The organism is Streptomyces sp. NRRL F-2580 (genome assembly GCF_000720115.1).
In the GTDB taxonomy this organism is placed as follows: Bacteria; Actinomycetota; Actinomycetes; order Streptomycetales; family Streptomycetaceae; genus Streptomyces.
In genome coordinates this window covers 124,740-146,021 of sequence record NZ_JOIR01000007.1, presented here as the reverse complement: position 1 = coordinate 146,021, position 21,282 = coordinate 124,740, and the positions used below count along the sequence as shown (strand labels likewise).

Sequence of the window (21,282 nt, the reverse complement as noted above, 5' to 3'; positions counted from 1 at the left end):
TTTCCGTTGTTGATGTGTGTGTGGTCAATGCGACGTCAGGTGTTCGAGAGAAGTCCCGAGGCCATTCCGATCACCACCGGCGCCACCCCGATCGCGAGAAAAGCGGGGAGGAAACACAGCCCCACCGGCGCGGTGACGAGTACCGCCGCCCGCTGCGCCCTGGCTCCCGCCCGGCGGGCCCGGTCCTCCCGGAGGCCCGACGCGAGGCGGGAGACCGGTTCGGCCGCGGGCGCCCCCGTCCGAGCGGCCCGCTCCAGGCATTCCGCGAGCGCCCGGGCGCCCGGTATCTCCGCCAACCTCCCCCACCCGGCGCCCGGTTCGCCGCCGAGCCGCAGCTCCGCCCCGGCCCTCGCCAGCCGCTCGCCCACCGGGCCGCCCAGCGACTCCCCGACCACCTCCGCGGCCTCCACAGGTCCCGCCCCGGCCGCCAGACACGCGGCCAACAGATCGGCGGCGAACGGCAGCTGCCGCTCCGCCTCCCCCGGATCCACCGCGGCCGGCGGCCGCGCCCTGGCCCGCCACCGCCACACGCCGAGCGCGGCCAGCGCGCCGACCATCGCACCCGCAGACCCGCCGACGAGCACCCAGCCCGCCAACAGCGCCCCGGCCGGCCCGGCCCACGCCGCCAGAACACCCCGCACCGCGGAAGCGAACGCCGGCCCGCGCGGAACCTGTTCCACTCCGAGCAGCGCCGCGATCCTGCGCCGGGCCGCCCGCTCCCGGACCCGCGCCACCACCGCCGACCCCACCACCCAGAGGGCCGCCGCCGCGACGCACAGCGCCATCCCCAGCCTGTGGACGAGGACGCCGCCCATCACCGCTCCCCCGCCCGTACGATCCGCCGGCACCACAGCAGCCCCAGCGCCTCCAGCAGCGCGCCCGTCAGCAGGCACCCCCAGCCCATCGGGGTGTGCAGCAGCACCCGCAGCGGATCCGCCCCCAGTCCGGTGCCGATCAGCAGGCCCACCAGCGGCAGCAGGGCGAGCACCAGCACCGTCGAACGCGCCCCCGCCAACTGGGCCCGCAGCGACTCCTGCCGGTCCCGCTCCGCCCGCAGGGCCCCCTCCAGCCGGTCCAGCCCGGCGGCCAGTCCCGCACCGCCGTCCACGGACACCCGCCAACAGGCGGCCATCCCGGCCAGCCCCTGCGCGCCGGACTCCTTCGCCGCCTGGCGCAGCGCTCCCGGCACGTCCCCGCCGAACGCCGCGGCGGCCAGGACGCCCGCCTCGGCCGCACCCGGCCCGCCCGGGACCGCGGCAGTGCGCCGCATCGCCGCCGTCAGCGCCTGCCCGGGCTGGGCCCCCGCCCGCAGCTCGCCCACCACCGCCCCGCACAGGGCCACCACCTCGGCGGCCCGCGCCGCCCGGGCCCGCTCCCGCGCCCGTACCCGCAGCCAGCGCCGCAGCAACGGCAGCGCCGCCGCGCCCGCCAGCAACGGGATCACCGACCCGCCGAGCACCGCGACCAGGAGACCGGCCCCGAGGCAGGCCCACTCCCGCCACCTCGCCGCCCGCACCCGTACGGCGATCAGCAGCCGCTCCCAGTGCAGCGGCCCGCCCGGAACCGCCGGAGCGCCCCCGGCCAGCACCACCCGGACCCGCCGGGCCACGCGGTCGCCCCCGGAGAGCCCCCAGGCGGCCGCCCCGGCGCAGATCACCCCGGCGAACACCGGCACCGGCAGCCCCGCCTCGGCGCTCACCGGACACCTCGCAGCAGTGGACGCAGCCGGTCCCAGCCCTGCTCCCGTACGAAGCCCCGGGCAGACCAGCGCAGCGCCGGTACGGTGACCACCAGTCCGGCGGCGTCCCGCTCCAGCACGTGCACCTCGGCCAGCCGGCGGCGCCCCTCACGGTCCCGGACCAGGTGGAGCACCAGGGTCAGCGCGGCGGCCAACTGGCTGTGCAGGGCGGCCCGGTCGAGCCCGGCGGCCGTCCCGAGCGCCTCCAGCCGGGCCGGGACATGGGCGGCGGCATTCGCGTGGACCGTGCCGCATCCCCCCTCGTGTCCGGTGTTCAGCGCGGCGAGCAGATCCGCCACCTCGGCACCCCGCACCTCGCCGACCACGAGCCTGTCGGGCCGCATCCGCAGCGCCTGCCGGACCAGATCCGCCAGCGTGACCAGGCCCGCCCCCTCCTGATTGGCCGGCCGGGCCTCCAGCCGCACCACGTGCGGATGGTCGGGGCGCAGCTCGGCCGAATCCTCGGCCAGCACGATCCGCTCACCGGGCCCGACCAGCCCCAACAGGGCGCTGAGCAGGGTGGTCTTGCCGGTTCCCGTGCCCCCGGAGACGAGGAACGACAGCCGGGCCTCGACCATGTCCCGGAGCAGCCGGTGGCCGCCGGGCGGCAGCGTGCCCGCCACGACGAGTTCCTCCAGCGTGAACGCCCGGGGCCGCACCACCCGCAGGGAGAGGCAGGCCGAGCCGACCGCCACCGGCGGCAGCACGGCATGCAGCCGGGTGCCGTCCGGCATGCGGGCGTCCACCCAGGGCCGGGCGTCGTCGAGGCGCCGCCCCGCCACGGCGGCCAGCCGCTGGGCGAGCCTGCGCACGGCCTCGGGGTCGGCGAAGGTCACCCCGGTCAGCTCCAGCCCGCCACCCCGGTCCACCCACACCCGATCAGGGGCCGCCACCAGCACATCGGTGACCTCCGGGTCGGCCAGCAACGCCTCCAACGGGCCGGCGCCGACCAGCTCGGACCGTAACTCGGCGGCCACACCCAACACTTCGGCATCCCCGAGCAGCCGGCCCTGGGCCCGCAGGGCCGCCGCCACCCGCGCCGGGGTCGGTTCCGCCCCGCTCTCGGCGAGCCGGCGGCGCACCGCGTCCAGCAGTACCGTGCTCATGCCGGCACCCCCTGGGCCGGTCCGAGCGCCCGCTGCCAGAAGCCGTCGCAGAAGCGGGCCAACGCGCCGCGCCCATGCGCCCCCGGCGGTTCCCCCTCGGCCACCCGCCCCGGAAGCCCCACCTCGACCGGCACCTCACCGGCCAGCGGCGCCCCCAGCAGCCCGGCCACGGCCTCCGGATCCAGACCGCCCGGGCAGCGGCCCCGTACGACGACGCGCACGTCCCGGGCCACCATCCGCACGCCGGCCGCCACCCGGCCCGCGGCGGCCACCGACCGCAGCTCGCCCGGCACCACCATCAGCACCAGGTCGAGCTGGGCCAGCACCTCGGCCACGGCTTCGTCCACCCGCCGCGGGAGGTCGACCACGACGACCCCGCCCCGGCGGCGTGCCGCGGCCACCACCGACCGCATCGCGGCGGGCGGCACCACCACCCGGTCCCCGCGGTCCCAGCTGAGCACCCGCAGGGCGTGCAGCTCGGGCAGGGACTCCTCCAGGGCCCCGGCGCCGACCCGCCCCCGCGACGCCGCGAAGTCCGGCCAGCGCAGCCCCTCGGCGCTCTCGCCGCCGAGCAGCACGTCCATGCCCCCGCCCAGCGGATCGCCGTCGATGAGGATGGTCCGCTCCCCGGCGCGGGCGGCCCGGACGGCGAGCGCGCAGGCGAGGGTGGAGGCTCCGGCCCCGCCGGCGCCTCCGATCACCCCGACGGCGAGGGCGGGCCGTCCGGCCCCCTCCACGACGTCGGCGATGCGGTCGACGAGCAGGCTCTCGGCGTCGGGGAGGCGCAGCACCTCCTCGGCACCGATCTCCACCGCGCGTTGCCACACGAGGGGGTCGTCGAGGTCCCGGCCGACGAGGAACACGCCGGTCCTGCGCGGCGCTCCTCGCACCCGCCCCGCGGCGTCGTCCCCGACGAGCACGAGCGGCGCCGTATCCCAGCCAACACCCCCGGCGCGCCCTTCACTTGCGCCGGCCGAACCGCCCGCACCGCCGTGCTCGGGTACCGCGTGGTGCACGTGCGGCTCGGCGCCCGCGGCGGCGCACAGCCTCAGCAGGTCGTCGAGGAGCACGGGGTCCTCGGTGATGATCAGCGGCCGCCCGCCACCGGGCGCGGCCGCGGCCCCCGCTCCGGCCCCCGCCACCACGGACTCCGGCGTTTCACACGACTTAGATCGAGCCACGATCTCCGCCTCCTTCTCACTGCAAATCCAGCACCGCGGACTTCGCGGCTGGAATCACCGTGCAGCGATCAGGAAAAACAAGTGGATCTTGCTCGATAACTGTGGACAACCCATCGGTTGTGAATAACCCGGTCACCCTCCCAGGTGAGTTCCGGAGCGCGCCGGAACCACTACGCACCGTCACGAGTCTGAGGGGGTGAGGGCCTTCGCCGCGTCGGCCCCGCAGAAAAGGGGGGCCGGGAAGATGGTCACTTGGGGCCGAAGGAAGGGACGCGAACCGCGTCCGGACATGCGACGACCCCCGCCGGGGGGGAGAGCGGGGGTCGTCCCCACGGTCCGACTCGGGGGGGGGAGGAGCCAGACCGGGTTAGCACGGTCGCGAACGATCCGTGACTTCCATGGTGTACCCGAGAGCCCTCTCAGGCAAACCCACGCGCCACACCTTACGCCGAATGGTGGGCGCATATGCTCGGGGCGTGGAAAATCAGCCCTTGCCGCACTCCTCGCCTCGCACCGCAGCCTTCTTCGACCTGGACAAGACGGTCATTGCGAAGTCGAGCACCCTGACGTTCAGCAAGTCCTTCTACCAAGGCGGCCTGATCAACCGGCGAGCCGTGTTGCGCACCGCGTACACGCAGTTCATCTTCCTGGCCGGCGGCGCCGACCACGACCAGATGGAACGGATGCGGGAGTACCTGTCCGGCCTCTGCAAGGGATGGAACGTGCAGCAGGTACGGGAGATCGTCGCGGAGACCCTCCACGACCTCATCGACCCGATCATCTACGACGAGGCCGCCTCGTTGATCGAGGCCCACCACACCGCGGGCCGCGACGTGGTGATCGTGTCGACCTCCGGCGCGGAAGTCGTCGAGCCCATCGGGGAGATGCTCGGGGCGGACCGGGTCGTCGCCACGCGCATGGTCGTGGGCGAGGACGGCTGCTTCACCGGCGAGATCGAGTACTACGCCTACGGGCCCACCAAGGCGGAGGCCGTGCGCGAGCTCGCGGAGTCCGAGGGGTACGACCTCGCCCGCTGCTACGCCTACAGCGACTCGGCCACCGACATCCCGATGCTGGAGGCCGTGGGACACCCGCACGCGGTCAATCCCGACCGGACGCTGCGGCGGGAAGCCGTGGCCCGCGAGTGGCCGGTGCTGGTGTTCAGCCGGCCCGTGCGGCTCAAGCAGCGGCTGCCCGGGCTGTCGATGCCCGCGCGCCCGGCCCTGGTCGCCGCGGCCGCCGTGGGCGCGGCAGCCGCCACGGCGGGGCTGGTCTGGTACGCGAGCCGGCGCCGGGCCAATGCGCTCGCCGCCGCCGCGTCCGCCTGAATGTCCCGACCTGCGCCGATACGGGCTGTCCGGTTCACCCGCACTCGTCCCGGATAGTAAAAAGTGGAGTCAGGGGTTTCGCATGGCTCCCAAGCGGAGTACAAATAAAGCAACGGCCCGCGAGACCAAAGAACATCCGAGAGGATCATCTTTAAAACGCAGTAAGGCCCACGGACCGAAGCATGAACGCCGAGCACCCACGCGACGTCGACCCGTCGATTACGGGCCAGCCGCACCAGGTAACGGGCAAAGTTCCCGACCTGATGGGCAACTATCGAGGACGCTTGGTAACTGGGCGTGAATGCCAGCGGCGACACCAAAGCAGTACGGTGTCGCCGCAACCCATGTCCGGGGCCGATCCGCCTCACCGACGTCCGCCCCGGCCCCCGCTTCCACCCTCCCGCGTCAGGCCGCGCCGCGCTGCAGGGCCTCGCAGACCGCCGTCGACTCGCGCACTCCGAGCTCGATCGCCCGGCCGCAGTGGGCGATCCACGCGGACATCCCCTCCGCGGTGCCGGAGACGTAGCCCTCGAAAGCGGCCAGGTACGCCTCGCGCCCCTGCTCCGCGTGACCGACCTCCGCCGGACAGATCGCCTTCGGGTCCAAACCGCTGTTGATCAGGACGATGCGCTCGGCCGCCCGCGCGACCAGCCCGTTGTACGAGGCGAACGGGCGCAGGGCCAGCAGCTCGCCGTGCACCACCGCCGCCGTGACCAGGGCCGGGGCGGAGCCACCCGCGATGATCAGGCGGGACAGGCCGTCCAGCCGGCCCGCGACCTCCTCGGCGCTCGGCAGCGGAAGGTCCACCAGCGGCTCCACCACCTGCTCGCCCGCCAGACGGGGGCGGCCCACCACGTCACCCTCGGCCGTCGACCCCGAGGCCACCAGGTGCAGGCGCGCGAGGACCCTCAGCGGCGACTGCCGCCAGATGCTCAGCAGCTGCCCGGCCTCCGCGGTGAGCCGCAGGGCCGCGCCCACGGTCAGCGCCTCCGGCTCCGATCCGAAGTCGGTGCGGCGCCGCACCTCTTCCAGCGCCCAGTCCGCACCGGAGAGCGCCGCGCTCCCGCGGGCCCCGCGCAGGGCGGCTTCCGAGGTGATCTCACCGCCGCGGCGGCGCATCACCCGGTGCCCGTAGACCCGGTCCACGGCCTTGCGTACGGAATCCACGGACTCGGCGACACCCGGCAGCCCGCCCAGGGCGACCAACGGGTCAGAAGCGCTACTCATAAGTAGGGAGCCTACGCACTGCGCACCCATAGCACCGACCCCTCCTTGGAGTGGTCTTCTTCACTCGCCTTGACAACACTGTGCTACTTACCCACTACGTTTGGTGAACATGAAGATCGCTTTCGTGGGAAAGGGCGGCAGCGGCAAGACGACGCTGTCCTCCCTCTTCATCCGCCACCTCGCCGCCAATGAGGCCCCCGTCGTCGCGGTGGACGCCGACATCAACCAGCACCTGGGCGCCGCGCTCGGTCTCGGCGAGGACGAGGCCGCCGAACTGCCCGCCCTGGGCGCGCACCTGCCCCTGATCAAGGAGTACCTGCGGGGCTCCAACCCGCGCATCGCGTCCGCCGACACGATGATCAAGACCACCCCGCCCGGCCGGGGCTCGCGCCTGCTGCGGGTCACCGAGGACAACCCGGTGTACGAGGCCTGCGCGCGCACGCTCCTGCTCGACGGGGAGCCCGTACGGCTCATGGCCACCGGGCCGTTCACCGAGGCCGACCTCGGCGTGGCCTGCTACCACTCCAAGGTCGGGGCGGTCGAGCTGTGCCTCAACCACCTGGTCGACGGCCCGGACGAGTACGTGGTCGTCGACATGACGGCCGGATCCGACTCCTTCGCCTCGGGCATGTTCACCCGCTTCGACATGACCTTCCTGGTGGCCGAGCCGACCCGCAAGGGGGTCTCCGTCTACCGCCAGTACAAGGAGTACGCGCGGGACTTCGGGGTCACGCTGAAGGTCATCGGCAACAAGGTGCAGGGCCCCGAGGACATCGAGTTCCTCCAGGACGAGGTGGGCGAGGACCTGCTGGTCACCGTCGGGCACTCCGACTGGGTACGGGCGATGGAGAAGGGCCGTCCGGCCGCCTTCGAGCTGCTGGAGGCGACCAACCGGTTCGCGCTCCAGGCGCTCCAGGACGCGGCCGACGACTCATACGCCCAGCGCGACTGGGACCGGTACACCGAGCAGATGGTGCGCTTCCACCTCAAGAACGCGGAGAGCTGGGGCAACGCCAAGACCGGGGTCGACCTGGCGAACCAGGTCGACCCCGATTTCACCCTGCGCGAGGGCGTCGCGGGCACCGCCGCGGGCGAGTCCTTCGTCAGCCCTCGTCCGCACTCTCATCAGCCGGCTCCGCAGCCGGCTTGACGCCCGCGGGGGCGGCCGGCCGCGCCGGCGGCCCCGCGGTCAGGAACTTCGCCCAGCCCTGCTTCGGCGCCTCGCCGACGTCGAGGGTGCGCATCCACTCCAGGACCTTCGGGTCCTGGGCGTCCAGCCAGTCCACCAGCTCGCGGAACGGCACGCAGCGGACCTCCGGCTTGGTGCACATGGACTTGATGGACTCCTCGACGGCACGCATGTAGGTGCCGCCGTTCCAGGACTCGAAGTGGTTGCCGATGATCAGCGGCGCACGGTTGCCCTGGTAGACGCGGTCGAAGGCCTCGTGCAGGCCGTCGCGCATCTGGTCGCCCCAGTACGCGTGCTGCGAGGGGTCTCCCTGCGAGGTCGTCCCGGACTGGTTGACCATGTAGTTGTAGTCCATGCTCAGGGTGTCGAAGGCGCGGCCGGGCATGGGCACCAGCTGGAGCGGGACGTCCCAGAGCCCGTCCGTCTTCTTGGGCCAGATCTGCTTGCTGATGCCGCTGGAGTCGTAGCGGAAGCCCATGTCCTTCGCCGCCAGCATGAAGTTCTTCTGGCCTTCGAGGCAGGGGGTGCGGGCGCCGATGAGCTCCTTGTCGTAGTCGAAGGGGAGCGCCTCCATGGTCTTCAGGCCCGCGTTGGTCTTCCAGTTCTTGACGAAGGACTTGGCCTGGTTGATCTCGCTCTTCCATTCGCCCACGGACCAGGTGCCGACGCCGCCGTCGGGCCCGCAGAAGTGCCCGTTGAAGTGGGTGCCGATCTCGTTGCCCTCCAGCCAGGCCGCGCGCACCTGGGTGGCGGTGTCCTTGATGCCCTGGAGGTCGCCGAAGCCGATGTCGGAGCGGCCGGGCGAGTGCTGCGGCGCCGTATAGAGGGAACGTTTCTCCTCCGGGAGCATGTAGACGCCGCTGAGGAAGTACGTCATGCGGGCGTTGTACTGCTTGCCGACCTCACGGAAGTGCGAGAAGAGCTTCTGGCTGTCCTCGCCGGCCCCGTCCCAGGAGAAGACCACGAACTGCGGCGGCTTTTCGCCGGGCTTCAGCTTCTGCGGCTTCTGCACGTTCGGCTGGGGGCCGGTGTACGCGGTCGAACCGTCGCCGATGGGCCGGTTGACGCTGCCGGGGGCCTCCGCCTCGGCACCCTTCCGTGCGTTCGGCGCCCCGGGAGCCGGTGACTTGGCGGGCCCCGAGGTGCTGCACCCGGCAACTCCCAGGACCAGTGCCGAGGCGACCAGGCCGCCGGCGATCTTCTTCGTGGCGGCGATCATCCGCCCCACCTCTCCCTCGCAGTTCCGTCGCAGGACTTCCGCGCCGCAACGTCCCACGCAGTCAGCTTTGAGGAAGGTATGACAAGCCGTACAAAATGCTTAATCACTCTTGAGGGGTAATTTATAGGCCATTTGCCCGCATTATTCACCGCTTACCTTTACTCTCCATTACCATCCATTTACCGAGTGTTGAGACTCCCGCCGCTTCATCCCTCCCCAGAGGAGACGGGAACCCATGACAGCCACCTCCCGCACGCGTCCGACCCGAGAGATCGGGGAGATCCGCAAAGATCTCCCCGCCGACCTCTCCGCCTCCATCGCCGTCTTCCTGATCGCCCTGCCGCTCTCGCTCGGCATCGCCCTGGCCACCGGCGCCCCCCTCCAGGCGGGGCTGGTCGCCGCAGCGGTCGGCGGAATCGTCGCCGGGTGGCTCGGCGGCGCCCCGCTCCAGGTCAGCGGGCCCGCCGCCGGACTGACCGTGGTCACCGCCGAGTTGATCCAGCACTACGGGTGGCGCACGACATGCGCCATCACCGTGCTCGCCGGCGTCTGCCAGCTCGGCCTCGCCGCACTGCGCACCGCCAGGTCGGCGCTCATGGTCAGCCCGGCCATCGTGCACGGCCTGCTCGCCGGGATCGGCGTGACGATCGCACTCGCCCAGCTGCACATCGTGCTCGGCGGCAACCCGCAGAGCTCCACCATGGCCAATGTCCTCGGTCTGCCAGCCCAGTTGGCCGCGCTGCATCCTGCGGCACTCGGCGTCAGCGCGCTGACCCTCACTGTCCTGCTCGCCTGGCCGTGGCTGCCCGGACGGGCCGGCCGGTTCCTGCGCAAGGCCCCCGCCGCACTGGCGGCGGTCACCGCGGCCACCGCCGCCGCCGCGCTGTCCGGGCTCGCCCTGCCCCGGGTGGACCTGCCGTCCTGGCGCAGCCACGCCCTGCCCGAGCTGCCCGAGGGCCCCGTCCTCGGCATCCTCGCCGCCGTCCTGACCATCGCCCTGGTCGGCAGCGTGCAGTCCCTGCTCTCCGCGGTCGCGACCGACAAGCTGATCGCCTCCGAGCGGCGTACGGACAACCGTCCCCCGCGCACCGACCTCAACCGCGAGCTGTGGGGGCAGGGTGCGGCGAACATCGTCTCCGGTGCGCTCGGAGGACTGCCCGTCTCGGGTGTGGCCGTCCGGAGCGTGGCCAACGTCAAGTCCGGTGCGGTCAGCCGGAGATCGACCATGCTGCACGGCCTCTGGGTGGCACTGGCCGCCGGGCTGCTGGTCCCGGTCCTCGACCTGATCCCGCTGGCCGCACTGGCCGCGCTGGTGATGGCCGTGGGCGTGCAGATGGTCAGCATCACGCACCTGCGCAGCGTCACCCGGCACCGGGAGATCCCGGTCTACGCCACGACCATCGTGGCCGTGGTGCTCGGCGGGGTCCTGGAGGGCGTGGCCGTCGGCATCGCCGTGGCCGTGGCGCTGGCCCTGCACCGGCTCGCCCGGACCCGGATCACCGTGGAGCGGCTGGACAGCGGGGTCCACCGGGTGCGGGCTCGCGGGCAGTTGACCTTCCTCGCGGTGCCGCGGCTGAGCCGGGTGCTGAACCAGATTCCGCACGACGGGCACGTGGTGATCGAGCTGGACGGCTCCTTCATGGACCACGCGGCCTACGAGACGCTGCACGACTGGCAGGAGTCCCATCTGGCGCACGGGGGCTCGCTGGAGGTCACCGGCCGCTCGGGCTCGACGACCCTGAGCTCCGGCACCGACCCGGGCGACGACCCGGACGGTCCCGACGGCTTCGGGGGCTCCGACGGCACCCGCGCCGGGACCGCGGAAGCGATCCACGCGGCCCGCGGCGCCGAGCGGTCCCGGCGCGCGGCCCAGCGCGGAGTCCACCAGTGCTGCCGGCCCTGGACCCCCTGGCAGAACCACTGCGACCACCGCCCCGCCGGGACCCGTACGCCCACGGCCGCGGCGATGGCAGCGGCCGAGACCTCCGCGGCCGAGACCTCCGCAGACGAGGCCCCGCCGGCGCCCCGGCGGCGCGGCGCCGGCCAACTGGCGAGCGGGATCAGCGCCTTCCAGCGGGACACCGCCCCCCACGTGCGGGACGAGCTGGCCCGGCTGGCCCGCGAGGGGCAGCGGCCCTCCCAGCTCTTCCTCACCTGCGCGGACTCCCGCCTGGTGACCAGCATGATCACGGCCAGCGGCCCGGGCGACCTGTTCACGGTCCGCAACGTCGGCAACCTCGTCCCGCTGCCCGGCGCGGAGTCCACGGACGACTCCGTCGCCGCGGCCATCGAGTACGCCGTGGACGTGCTGAAGGTCGACAGCATCACGGTGTGCGGGCACTCGGGCTGCGGGGCCATGCAGGCCCTGCTCAGCTCCGCGCCCGGGCTTCCGATGACCCCGCTGCGCCGCTGGCTGCGGCACGGGCTGCCGAGCCTGGAGCGGATGGCCAGTCGCCACCACCGCTGGGCCCGGATCTCCGGCCGGCTCCCGGCGGACGCGGTGGAGCAGTTGTGCCTGACCAATGTGGTCCAGCAGCTGGAGCACCTGCGGGCACACGAATCGGTGGCCAGACGGCTCGCCGAGGGCACGCTGGAACTGCACGGCATGTACTTCCACGTGGGCGAGGCACAGGCCTACCTGCTGTCCGAGGGCGAGGACTTCTTCGACTGCCGGGTCTTCGACACCGTGGGCCAGCACGCCTGAACCGATACCCTCCCCTGTCCGTGCAATCGTTTGGCCCCTTCCCGCACCCTGCAGCGGGAGGGGGCCATTCGCACGCCGTTCTCGTGCGGGCCGATCGTGATATAGGTCTAAACCAATTCTCGGCTACCCCTTGTCACCTGGGCCGCTGACTGATGAGCTATGCCCGGGGACACAACGGACACCCTGGGAAAGGGAGATGTCGTGAGCAATGAGAGCCTGGCCAATCTGCTCAAGGAGGAGCGGCGGTTCGCACCGCCTGCCGATCTGGCCGCCGCCGCCAATGTGACAGAGGCTGCGTACGCACAGGCCGACGCGGACCGGCTGGGCTTCTGGGCCGAGCAGGCCCGGCGGCTGAGCTGGGCCACCGAGCCGACCGAGACGCTCGACTGGACGAACCCGCCCTTCGCGAAGTGGTTCGCGGACGGCAAGCTGAACGTCGCGTACAACTGCGTGGACCGCCACGTCGAGGCCGGCAACGGCGACCGCGTCGCCATCCACTTCGAGGGCGAGCCCGGGGACAGCCGCGCGATCACCTACGCCGAGCTCAAGGACGAGGTCTCCAGGGCCGCGAACGCCCTGACCGAGCTGGGCGTCGAGGCGGGCGACCGCGTCGCCGTCTACCTGCCGATGATCCCCGAGGCGGTCGTCGCGATGCTCGCGTGCGCCCGCGTCGGCGCCGCGCACTCCGTGGTCTTCGGCGGCTTCTCCGCCGACGCCGTCGCCTCCCGCATCCAGGACGCCGACGCCAAGCTGGTCATCACCGCCGACGGCGGCTACCGCCGCGGCAAGCCCAGCGCCCTGAAGCCCGCCATCGACGAGGCCGTCGCCAAGTGTCCGCAGGTCGAGCACGTGCTCGTCGTGCGCCGCACCGGTCAGGACACCGCCTTCACCGAGGGCCGCGACGTCTGGTGGCACGAGGTGGTCGGCCGGCAGTCCGCCGAGCACACCCCGCAGCCCTTCGATGCCGAGCACCCGCTCTTCATCCTCTACACCTCGGGCACCACGGGTAAGCCGAAGGGCATCCTGCACACCTCCGGCGGCTACCTCACCCAAACCGCGTACACCCACCACGCGGTCTTCGACCTGAAGCCCGAGACCGACGTCTACTGGTGCACCGCCGACATCGGCTGGGTGACCGGGCACTCCTACATCGTCTACGGGCCGCTCGCCAACGGCGCCACCCAGGTGATGTACGAGGGCACGCCGGACACCCCGCACCAGGGCCGGTTCTGGGAGGTCGTGCAGAAGTACGGCGTCACCATCCTCTACACGGCGCCGACGGCCATCCGTACGTTCATGAAGTGGGGCGACGACATCCCCGCGAAGTTCGATCTGTCGAGCCTGCGCGTGCTGGGCTCGGTCGGCGAGCCGATCAACCCCGAGGCCTGGATCTGGTACCGCAAGCACATCGGCGGCGACCGCTGCCCGATCGTGGACACCTGGTGGCAGACCGAGACCGGCGCCATGATGATCTCCCCGCTGCCGGGCGTCACGCACACCAAGCCGGGCTCCGCGCAGCGCGCCCTGCCCGGAATCTCCGCCACCGTCGTGGACGACGAGGCGCACGAGGTCCCGAACGGCGGAGGCGGCTACCTGGTCCTCACCGAGCCGTGGCCGTCGATGCTGCGCACCATCTGGGGTGACGACCAGCGGTTCATCGACACCTACTGGTCTCGCTTCGAGGGCAGGTACTTCGCGGGCGACGGCGCCAAGAAGGACGACGACGGCGACATCTGGCTGCTCGGCCGGGTGGACGACGTGATGCTGGTGTCCGGCCACAACATCTCGACCACCGAGGTGGAGTCGGCGCTCGTCTCGCACCCCTCGGTCGCCGAGGCGGCCGTGGTCGGCGCCAACGACGAGACCACGGGGCAGGCCATCGTGGCCTTCGTCATCCTGCGCGGCAGCGCCTCCGAGACCGAGGGCCTGGTCGCGGACCTGCGCAACCACGTGGGCGCCACGCTCGGCCCGATCGCCAAGCCGAAGCGGATCCTGCCGGTCCAGGAGCTGCCGAAGACCCGCTCGGGCAAGATCATGCGTCGTCTGCTGCGCGACGTGGCGGAGAACCGCGCGGTCGGTGACGTCACCACGCTCGCCGACTCCTCGGTCATGGACCTGATCCAGAGCAAGCTCCCGGGCGCCGCCGGCAGCGAGGACTGACCCCGGGCTCACCGAAACGGGCACTCGGCCGCGACGCGCCGGGTGCCCGTTTCGCACATAAAGTGATGATCACCGGATTCGCCCTCGCGTGCTCCCTGTAAAATATTGAGAGCGTAAAGAAACACCACAGGGTGCGCCGGGAAGTCTGGTCGGCAATGAGCTTCGCCATGCCGTCCAACCGACCCCGGAGGTGTCACCTCGTGGCCGCGCCCAGCCCCACCGACCACCAGAATCGCAAGCTGCTCGGCCGGCTCTCGCTCCCCGAGCGCCGCTTCGTCGCCGATGCCCTGCGCACCGAGACCGTCGGCGGCGTGCTCCTGCTCGCGGCCGCCATCGCCGCGCTGATCTGGGCGAACACCCCGCCGCTGGCGGACAGCTACCAGTCGGTCCGGGACTTCCACATCGGCCCCAGCGCCCTCGGTCTGGACCTGTCCATCCAGCACTGGGCGGCCGACGGGCTCCTCGCGATCTTCTTCTTCGTCGCCGGCATCGAGCTCAAGCGCGAGCTCGTCGCGGGCGACCTGCGCGAAGCCAAGGCCGCCGCCCTCCCGGTGATCGCGGCCGTCTGCGGCATGGCCGTGCCCGCGCTGGTCTACGTACTCGTCAATTCCCTCGGCAACGGCGCGATGGACGGCTGGGCGGTCCCGACCGCCACCGACATCGCCTTCGCGCTCGCCGTCCTCGCCGTCCTCGGCACCTCCCTGCCCTCGGCCCTGCGCGCCTTCCTGCTGACGCTCGCGGTCGTCGACGACCTCTTCGCCATCATGATCATCGCGGTGTTCTTCACCAGCGAGATCGACTTCCTGGCGCTCGGCGGCGCGCTCGTGGGCCTGGCTCTCTTCTGGTTCCTGCTCCGCCAGGAAGTCCGCGGCTGGTACGTCTACGTCCCGCTCGCGCTGATCATCTGGGGCCTGATGTACAACAGCGGCGTCCACTCCACCATCGCCGGCGTCGCCATGGGCCTGATGCTCCGCTGCACCCGCAGGGAAGGCGAGGAGCAGTCCCCCGGCGAGCACATCGAGCACCTGGTCCGGCCCATCTCGGCCGGTCTCGCCGTGCCCCTCTTCGCACTGTTCTCCGCCGGGGTCTCGCTCTCCGACGAGGCCATCGCGCAGGTGTTCACCCGTCCCGAGACCCTCGGCGTCGTCCTCGGCCTCGTCGTCGGCAAGGCCGTGGGCATCTTCGGCGGCACCTGGCTCGCCGCCCGGTTCACCAAGGCCGAACTGAACGACGACCTCGCCTGGCCCGACGTACTCGCCGTGGCCTCGCTCGCCGGCATCGGCTTCACCGTCTCCCTCCTGATCGGTGAGCTCGCGTTCGCCGGCGACCCGGTCCTCACCGACGAGATCAAGGCGGCCGTACTGATCGGCTCGCTCATCGCCGCCGTGATCGCGGGCGTCATGCTCAAGCTCCGCAACCGCAAGTACCTGGCGCTCACCGAGGCCGAGGAGCGGGACGAGGACCTCGACGGCATCCCGGACATCTACGAGGAGCACAACCCCGAGTACCACCTGCGGATGGCGAAGATCTACGAGGACCGGGCCGCGGAACACCGCCGCAAGGCCGAGAGCGCGGCTGCCGCGGCGCTCCAAAGCGCGGCCGGGTCCACCACCGAGGGCGACCGTCCGGCATGATCTGACTGACGACGCAGGACAGCCGCACGGCAGCAGACGACAGAGGGAGAGAGCGATGAGCGCAGTGGACCAAGAGGCGCAGGGAGCCGAGCGCACACTCGGCCAGCTGGTCGCCTCGGCCACCGCCGAGATGTCCGCCCTGGTTCACGACGAGATCGCCCTCGCGAAGGCGGAGCTCCGCGAGGACGTCAAGCGCGTGGGCAGCGGCTCCGCCTCCCTCGCCGCCGCCGGTGTGTTCGCGGTCTTCTCGCTTCCGGTGCTGACCTTCGCCGCGGCGTACGGGATCCACAACCTCGGGCTCGGGCTCGCCTGGTCCTTCCTCATCGTGGGCGGTGCGTTCCTGCTCATCGCGGGTGTGCTCGTGCTGATCGCGGTGCGGAAGTTCAAGAAGATCAAGCCGCCGGAGAAGTCCATCGCCTCCGTCAAGCAGACCGCCGCGCTGGTCGGGACCGTCAAGCCGCACCCGCGGCCGGTGAGTGACAAGGCTGTGGGTGTGGCACGCTCGTCCTCATGACAGCGCCCACGCCGGACTCCAGCGTTCCCCCCACGGCTGCCACGGCGGTACGGCTCGACCTCCCCGGCGGGCAGACGGTGACGCACCGGGACGTCGCCGCCAACGGCGCCCGCTTCCACGTCGCCGAGGTCGGTGACGGGCCGCTCGTGCTGCTGCTCCACGGCTTCCCGCAGTTCTGGTGGACCTGGCGGCACCAGCTGACCGCGCTCGCCGACGCCGGGTACCGGGCGGTCGCCATGGACCTGCGCGGGGTCGGCGGCAGCGACCGCACCCCGCGCGGCTACGACCCGGCCAATCTGGCCCTCGACATCACCGGGGTCGTACGGTCCCTCGGCGAGCCGGACGCCGCCCTCGTCGGGCACGACCTGGGCGGGTACCTCGCCTGGACGGCGGCCGTGATGCGCCCCAAGCTGGTGCGCCGGCTCGTCGTCTCCTCCATGCCGCACCCGCGTCGCTGGCGCTCCGCGATGCTGTCGGACTTCGGGCAGGCGCGGGCCAGTTCGCACATCTGGGGCTTCCAGCGGCCGTTCGTGCCCGAGCGTCAGCTCGTCGCCGACGGCGGGGCCCTCGTGGGGGACCTGATCCGGGACTGGTCGGGGCCGCGGCCGCCCGAGGAGGAGGACCTCGCCGTGTACCGGCGGGCCATGTGCATCCCGTCCACCGCGCACTGCTCGATCGAGCCGTACCGCTGGATGATGCGGTCCATGGCGCGGCCCGACGGGCTGCAGTTCAACCGGCGGATGAAGCGCCCGGTGCGGGTCCCGACGCTGCACCTGCACGGCTCGCTCGACCCGGTGATGCGGACGCGGAGCGCGGCCGGGTCCGGGGAGTACGTCGAAGCCCCGTACCGGTGGCGGCTGTTCGACGGGCTCGGGCACTTCCCGCACGAGGAGGACCCCGTGGCCTTCTCCACGGAGCTGGTGAACTGGCTCAAGGACCCCGAGCCGGACCGCTGAGCCGGACCACGGAACGGGACGGCCGGGCCGCCCTCCCGACGGCCGCCGCCCCTCCCCCGGAGCGGCCCCCGATCACCCTGTGAAAGTCGGGCAGTTCGCTCATACGCTCGTCTTACGAGCATTCAATTGCCTGGCGCATAGGCCAATTGGCCGCCTCTGACGGGGTTACCGACCTTGGGGCACGGGCACAGCTCGGAGTATGAGCTGGACGCACGACCACGGTGACACCGCGCACGAACGCCGCTCGGCAGCTACGCCGGGCACCCACGAGAGGGCCGGCCGGCACGGCCACGACCTCCATCTCGGGATTCCGCGCATCCTGCGCCGCCGGGCCCGCTGGGTCTCGGCGCGCCTGCGCCATCAACGGACGTAGGGCCCCGACGGGCGCGGTCGCTCAGAGGGCGCAACCCTGGCTGGGGACCCGCTGGTCGGCGACCTTGCCGGTCTGGATGTCGTCGCGGATCTCGTCCACCGTCAGCGCGTAGCCGGTGTTCGGGTCGTCGAGGGACTTCGCGAAGACGACCCCGTACACCTTGCCCTCGGGGGTCAGCAGCGGGCCGCCGGAGTTGCCCTGACGGACCGTCGCGAACAGGGAGTAGACGTCCCGTCGGACAGTACCGCGGTGGTAGATGTCCGGTCCGGTGGCATTGATCCGGCCGCGGACGCGGGCCGCGCGCACGTCGTACGCGCCGTTCTCCGGGAAGCCGGCGACGATCGCGTCGACGCCGCTCGTCGCGTCCTTGTCGGTGAACTCCAGCGCCGGCGCCTTCAGCTTGGGCACGTCCAGTACGGCGATGTCGCGCTCCCAGTCGTAGAGCACGACCTTGCCGTCGTACAGCCTGCCCTCGCCGCCGACCTGCACGGTCGGCTCGCCGACCCCGCCGACGACGTGCGCGTTGGTCATCACCTTGCCGGGCGCGAAGACGAAGCCCGTGCCCTCCAGCACCTTGCTGCAGCTGGGCGCGGTGCCGACGACCTTCACGATCGAACGCTTGGCCTGCTCGGCGACGGGGCTGATCGCGAGCGCCGGGTCGGGCGCCTTGACCTCGGTGATCGGCTCGTTGGAGAACGGGGTAAAGACCTGGGGGAAGCCGTTGCGCGCGAGGGTGGAGCTGAAGTCCATGAACCAGGTGTTCGCCTGGTCGGGCAGCACCCGCGTCACGCCGAGGAGCACCTTGGAGTTGCGGACCTCCTTGCCCAGGGTGGGCAGCGAGGTCCCGGCGAGCAGCAGGCCGATCAGCCAGGCCACCAGCAGCATCGCGACCACGTTGACCAGGGCGCCGCCGGTCGCGTCGAGGGCGCGCGCCGGTGACCAGGTGATCTGACGGCGGACGCGGTTGCCCAGGTGGGTGGTCAGGGCCTGGCCGATCGAGGCACAGACGATGATCACGACGACGGCGATGACGACGACGGTGGTGGACACCTGGGTGCCGTTGTCCGTCACCCGGTCCCAGAGCAGCGGGATCAGGGACACGGCGATGAGGCCACCGCCGAGGAATCCGATCACCGACAGGATGCCGACGACGAACCCCTGGCGGTAGCCGACGATCGCGAACCACACCGCGGCGAGCAACAACAGGATGTCCAGCACGTTCACGTGGGCCACCGTCTCATGCGCGCCAGTCGAGCGGGACCTGGCGCGTGCGGTCCCAGGGGCGCTCCCAGCCCGCGAAGTGCAGGATCCGGTCGATCACCCCGGCCGTGAAACCCCAGACCAGAGCCGATTCGACGGTGAATCCCGGCCCCCGGTGACCGGCCGGGTGGACGACCATGACCCGGTTCTCGGGATCCGTGAGATCGGCCACGGGAACCGTGAAGACGCGGGCCGTCTCGGCCGGGTCCACGGCGCCGAACGGGCTGGGCGTGCGCCACCAGCCGAGGACCGGGGTCACCACGAACTCGCTGACCGGGATGTAGAGCCGGGGCAGCACCCCGAAGAGCTGGACACCGGAAGGATCGAGTCCGGTCTCCTCCTCGGCCTCGCGCAGTGCGGCGCGCAGCGGGCCGGTGGTGTGCGGATCGCCGTCCTCCGGATCCAGCGCGCCACCGGGGAAGGACGGCTGCCCCGCGTGCGAGCGCAGGGTGCCGGCGCGCTCCATGAGGAGCAGCTCGGGGCCGCGGGGGCCCTCTCCGAAGAGGACGAGCACGGCGGACTGCCGCCCGCGGCCGTCCTCGGGCGGCAGGAACCGGCTCAGCTGCCGCGGCTGCACGGTCCGGGCGGCCTCGACGACGGGGTCGAGCCAGGCGGGCAGGCCCTGCGCGCTGAGCGCGATGCCGTCGCCCTCGCGGGCTCCCGCCGCCGTCTCGTCCCGTGTTCCGCTACCGCGCGTCATAGGCATCCCCGTCCGTGATCTCCCACACCGCCAAACGCGGTGCGGGTACTGATTGGTTCCTCAGGTGCTGCGCCACCGCGGGTCCGCCCGGACCGCTCAGGACGGCGCCGGAGCGCCCCCCAGGGGCGGCGCGGGGAGGCCCGGGTAGTCCGGGGGCGGGGTCAGCCGCTGGCCCGGCTGACCGCCCTTCTCGTACTTGAGCAGCTTCCGCGCCTTCTCCGGGTCCGTCTCGCCCTCCCCGTACGCCGGGCAGAGCGGGGCGATCGGGCAGGCCCCGCAGGCCGGCCGCTGCGAGTGGCAGATCCGGCGGCCGTGGAAGACGACGCGGTGCGAGAGCATCGTCCACTCGCTCTTCGGGAAGATCGCGCAGATCTCCGCCTCGACCTTCTCCGGGTCCTGCTGCTCGGTCCACTTCCACCGGCGCACGAGGCGGCCGAAGTGGGTGTCGACGGTGATCCCGGGGACGCCGAACGCGTTGCCGAGGACCACGTTCGCCGTCTTGCGGCCCACTCCGGGCAGGGTCACCAGGTCTTCGAGCCGACCCGGCACCTCCCCGCCGAAGTCGTCCCGCAGGGCCTGCGAGAGGCCGAGCAGGGACTTGGCCTTCATCCGGAAGAACCCGGTCGGCCGGATCAGCTCCTCCAGGTGCTCGGGAGCGGCCGCGGCCATGTCCTCGGGGGTCGGGTAGGCGGCGAAGAGGGCCGGGGTCGTCTGGTTCACCCGCAGGTCGGTCGTCTGCGCGGAGAGCACCGTCGCGACGAGCAGCTCGAAGGGATTGCGGAAGTCGAGTTCCGGATGGGCGTACGGATAGATCTCGGCCAGCTCGCGGTTGATGCGCCGCGCCCTGCGCACCATGGCCAGGCGCGATTCCGGCTTGGCCACCTTCGGTTTCTTGGCCGAAACTTTGCCCTGAGGGGGGCCTGCCCCCTCCGTGGACGCCACCTCGGAGGCTTGTTCGCCCACGGCTGAATTGTGGGGCGCCGTCACTCCTGCGGACCCCTTGGCCTGTGCTCTCACCGGCTTATTGGACACCCGGCCAGCCTAAGGCCGGCGACTGACACCCCGCCCGGACCTCAGGTAACACCACTCCGATTGACCTCCCGCCGCACAGCACGCCCGTCCGTCCGGCATCCTTGTGATTGATCGCACTGTTTGAGCCGTCCGGCAAAATGGGGAGCACGGTCCCCGTGAGCTGGTCGACATAGGAGAGAGACTCGTGGACGACGTTCTGCGGCGCGCCCCGCTCTTCGCGGCGCTCGATGACGAGCAGGCCGCGGAGCTCCGCGCCTCCATGGGCGAGGTGACCCTCGCACGCGGTGACGCCCTGTTCCACGAGGGCGACCCCGGCGACCGGCTGTACGTGGTGACCGAGGGCAAGGTGAAGCTGCACCGCACCTCCCCCGACGGCCGCGAGAACATGCTGGCCGTCCTCGGCCCCGGCGAGCTGATCGGTGAGCTGTCGCTCTTCGACCCCGGCCCGCGCACCGCCACCGCCACCGCCCTGACCGAGGTCAAGCTGCTCGGCCTCGGCCACGGCGACCTCCAGCCCTGGCTCAACGCCCGGCCCGAGGTCGCGACCGCGCTGCTGCGCGCCGTCGCCCGGCGCCTGCGCAAGACCAACGACCAGATGTCCGACCTGGTCTTCTCCGACGTTCCCGGCCGTGTGGCGCGGGCGCTCCTCGACCTGTCGCGCCGCTTCGGCGTGCAGTCGGAGGAGGGCATCCACGTGGTGCACGACCTCACGCAGGAGGAGCTCGCGCAGCTCGTCGGCGCCTCCCGCGAGACCGTGAACAAGGCCCTGGCCGACTTCGCGGGCCGCGGCTGGCTCCGCCTGGAGGCGCGCGCGGTGATCCTGCTCGACGTGGAGCGCCTGGCGAAGCGCTCGCGCTGACGCCGGTCCCGGCTGTTCGGAGGGGTCCTGCCCGAGGGGGCGGGGCCCCTTTCGCGTGTCCGGGACGAGCCCCCGCGCCTCGGGCACCGGCGGGGCCGCACG

General features: G+C 72.1%; 18 protein-coding genes. 9 read left to right on the top strand and 9 right to left on the bottom strand.

Features of this window, described 5'->3' with window-relative positions; genetic code table 11:
* Positions 1–35: 35 nt before the first annotated feature.
* The 4 genes from IF88_RS0109915 to ssd are packed head-to-tail and all read right to left on the bottom strand — an operon-like array spanning position 36 to position 3,986.
* Entirely contained in the window at positions 36–815 is a 780-nt protein-coding gene (locus IF88_RS0109915) for a type II secretion system F family protein (RefSeq protein ID WP_030709399.1), read from the bottom strand.
* Entirely contained in the window at positions 815–1,699 is an 885-nt protein-coding gene (locus IF88_RS0109910; protein WP_234323471.1) for a type II secretion system F family protein, read from the bottom strand. The genes IF88_RS0109915 and IF88_RS0109910 overlap by 1 nt, the downstream gene beginning before the upstream one ends.
* A complete protein-coding gene (locus IF88_RS0109905; protein WP_030709395.1) occupies positions 1,696–2,844 on the bottom strand; it encodes a TadA family conjugal transfer-associated ATPase in 1,149 nt (382 codons plus the stop codon). The genes IF88_RS0109910 and IF88_RS0109905 overlap by 4 nt, the downstream gene beginning before the upstream one ends.
* Positions 2,841–3,986, bottom strand: coding sequence for a septum site-determining protein Ssd (gene ssd / locus IF88_RS0109900; protein ID WP_078892802.1), 1,146 nt, complete (start codon positions 3,984–3,986; stop codon positions 2,841–2,843). Before ssd ends, IF88_RS0109905 begins: the two co-directional genes overlap by 4 nt.
* 491 nt (positions 3,987–4,477) lie before the next feature.
* Between ssd and IF88_RS0109895 the strand changes: the two genes are divergently transcribed.
* The gene (locus IF88_RS0109895; protein ID WP_051836673.1) at positions 4,478–5,353 is read left to right on the top strand and encodes an HAD family hydrolase; all 876 of its coding nucleotides are present in this window, start codon (positions 4,478–4,480) and stop codon (positions 5,351–5,353) included.
* Between the two features lie 405 nt (positions 5,354–5,758).
* On the opposite strand, the gene IF88_RS0109890 is transcribed toward IF88_RS0109895, so the two are convergent.
* Positions 5,759–6,580: a hypothetical protein gene (locus IF88_RS0109890; RefSeq protein ID WP_030709389.1), complete on the bottom strand. Its 822-nt coding sequence runs from the start codon at positions 6,578–6,580 to the stop codon at positions 5,759–5,761.
* A 109-nt stretch (positions 6,581–6,689) separates the two neighbouring features.
* Between IF88_RS0109890 and IF88_RS0109885 the strand changes: the two genes are divergently transcribed.
* Entirely contained in the window at positions 6,690–7,730 is a 1,041-nt protein-coding gene (locus IF88_RS0109885) for a carbon monoxide dehydrogenase accessory protein CooC (RefSeq protein WP_051836670.1), read from the top strand.
* On the opposite strand, the gene IF88_RS0109880 is transcribed toward IF88_RS0109885, so the two are convergent.
* Positions 7,684–8,988: a hypothetical protein gene (locus IF88_RS0109880; protein WP_030709385.1), complete on the bottom strand. Its 1,305-nt coding sequence runs from the start codon at positions 8,986–8,988 to the stop codon at positions 7,684–7,686. The two genes, IF88_RS0109885 and IF88_RS0109880, sit on opposite strands and share 47 nt — an antisense overlap.
* Positions 8,989–9,223: 235 nt before the next feature.
* Between IF88_RS0109880 and IF88_RS0109875 the strand changes: the two genes are divergently transcribed.
* The 6 genes from IF88_RS0109875 to IF88_RS47210 all read left to right on the top strand — a co-directional run bounded on the left by IF88_RS0109875 (position 9,224) and on the right by IF88_RS47210 (position 17,329).
* A complete protein-coding gene (locus tag IF88_RS0109875; RefSeq protein WP_063754772.1) occupies positions 9,224–11,692 on the top strand; it encodes a SulP family inorganic anion transporter in 2,469 nt (822 codons plus the stop codon).
* A 159-nt stretch (positions 11,693–11,851) separates the two neighbouring features.
* The gene (gene acs, locus IF88_RS0109870) at positions 11,852–13,852 is read left to right on the top strand and encodes an acetate--CoA ligase (protein ID WP_078892801.1); all 2,001 of its coding nucleotides are present in this window, start codon (positions 11,852–11,854) and stop codon (positions 13,850–13,852) included.
* A gap of 200 nt (positions 13,853–14,052) precedes the next feature.
* Entirely contained in the window at positions 14,053–15,486 is a 1,434-nt protein-coding gene (gene nhaA / locus IF88_RS0109865) for a Na+/H+ antiporter NhaA (RefSeq protein ID WP_234323470.1), read from the top strand.
* A 55-nt stretch (positions 15,487–15,541) separates the two neighbouring features.
* The gene (locus IF88_RS0109860; protein WP_030709377.1) at positions 15,542–16,000 is read left to right on the top strand and encodes a phage holin family protein; all 459 of its coding nucleotides are present in this window, start codon (positions 15,542–15,544) and stop codon (positions 15,998–16,000) included.
* A complete protein-coding gene (locus IF88_RS0109855) occupies positions 15,997–16,956 on the top strand; it encodes an alpha/beta fold hydrolase (RefSeq protein WP_030709376.1) in 960 nt (319 codons plus the stop codon). Before IF88_RS0109860 ends, IF88_RS0109855 begins: the two co-directional genes overlap by 4 nt.
* A gap of 199 nt (positions 16,957–17,155) precedes the next feature.
* Positions 17,156–17,329, top strand: coding sequence for a hypothetical protein (locus IF88_RS47210; protein ID WP_199808052.1), 174 nt, complete (start codon positions 17,156–17,158; stop codon positions 17,327–17,329).
* 21 nt (positions 17,330–17,350) lie between these two features.
* On the opposite strand, the gene IF88_RS0109850 is transcribed toward IF88_RS47210, so the two are convergent.
* The 3 genes from IF88_RS0109850 to nth form a co-directional block, all read right to left on the bottom strand.
* Positions 17,351–18,553 (bottom strand): MarP family serine protease, encoded by a 1,203-nt coding sequence (locus IF88_RS0109850; RefSeq protein ID WP_030709374.1) that lies wholly within the window; start codon positions 18,551–18,553, stop codon positions 17,351–17,353.
* Positions 18,554–18,566: 13 nt separating this feature from the next.
* On the bottom strand, positions 18,567–19,295 hold the full coding sequence (locus IF88_RS0109845; protein ID WP_107050505.1) for an NUDIX hydrolase: 729 nt from the start codon (positions 19,293–19,295) through the stop codon (positions 18,567–18,569).
* Positions 19,296–19,385: 90 nt separating this feature from the next.
* On the bottom strand, positions 19,386–20,252 hold the full coding sequence (nth, locus tag IF88_RS0109840; protein ID WP_037805624.1) for an endonuclease III: 867 nt from the start codon (positions 20,250–20,252) through the stop codon (positions 19,386–19,388).
* Positions 20,253–20,505: 253 nt separating this feature from the next.
* Between nth and IF88_RS0109835 the strand changes: the two genes are divergently transcribed.
* Complete coding sequence (locus IF88_RS0109835) at positions 20,506–21,180, top strand: Crp/Fnr family transcriptional regulator (RefSeq protein WP_003981529.1); 675 nt, start codon at positions 20,506–20,508, stop codon at positions 21,178–21,180.
* The last annotated feature ends 102 nt before the right edge of the window (positions 21,181–21,282 follow it).

Bases quoted from the DNA above. Each gene is read 5' to 3' on its own strand.
- IF88_RS0109915 (WP_030709399.1), bottom strand. From the start codon at position 815: ATGGGCGGCGTCCTCGTCCACAGGCTGGGGATGGCGCTGTGCGTCGCG.
- IF88_RS0109905 (WP_030709395.1), bottom strand. From the start codon at position 2,844: ATGAGCACGGTACTGCTGGACGCGGTGCGCCGCCGGCTCGCCGAGAGC.
- IF88_RS0109895 (WP_051836673.1), top strand. From the start codon at position 4,478: ATGGTGGGCGCATATGCTCGGGGCGTGGAAAATCAGCCCTTGCCGCAC.
- IF88_RS0109890 (WP_030709389.1), bottom strand. From the start codon at position 6,580: ATGAGTAGCGCTTCTGACCCGTTGGTCGCCCTGGGCGGGCTGCCGGGT.
- IF88_RS0109885 (WP_051836670.1), top strand. From the start codon at position 6,690: ATGAAGATCGCTTTCGTGGGAAAGGGCGGCAGCGGCAAGACGACGCTG.
- IF88_RS0109880 (WP_030709385.1), bottom strand. From the start codon at position 8,988: ATGATCGCCGCCACGAAGAAGATCGCCGGCGGCCTGGTCGCCTCGGCA.
- IF88_RS0109875 (WP_063754772.1), top strand. From the start codon at position 9,224: ATGACAGCCACCTCCCGCACGCGTCCGACCCGAGAGATCGGGGAGATC.
- acs (WP_078892801.1), top strand. From the start codon at position 11,852: ATGCCCGGGGACACAACGGACACCCTGGGAAAGGGAGATGTCGTGAGC.
- IF88_RS0109860 (WP_030709377.1), top strand. From the start codon at position 15,542: ATGAGCGCAGTGGACCAAGAGGCGCAGGGAGCCGAGCGCACACTCGGC.
- IF88_RS0109855 (WP_030709376.1), top strand. From the start codon at position 15,997: ATGACAGCGCCCACGCCGGACTCCAGCGTTCCCCCCACGGCTGCCACG.
- IF88_RS47210 (WP_199808052.1), top strand. From the start codon at position 17,156: ATGAGCTGGACGCACGACCACGGTGACACCGCGCACGAACGCCGCTCG.
- IF88_RS0109845 (WP_107050505.1), bottom strand. From the start codon at position 19,295: ATGCCTATGACGCGCGGTAGCGGAACACGGGACGAGACGGCGGCGGGA.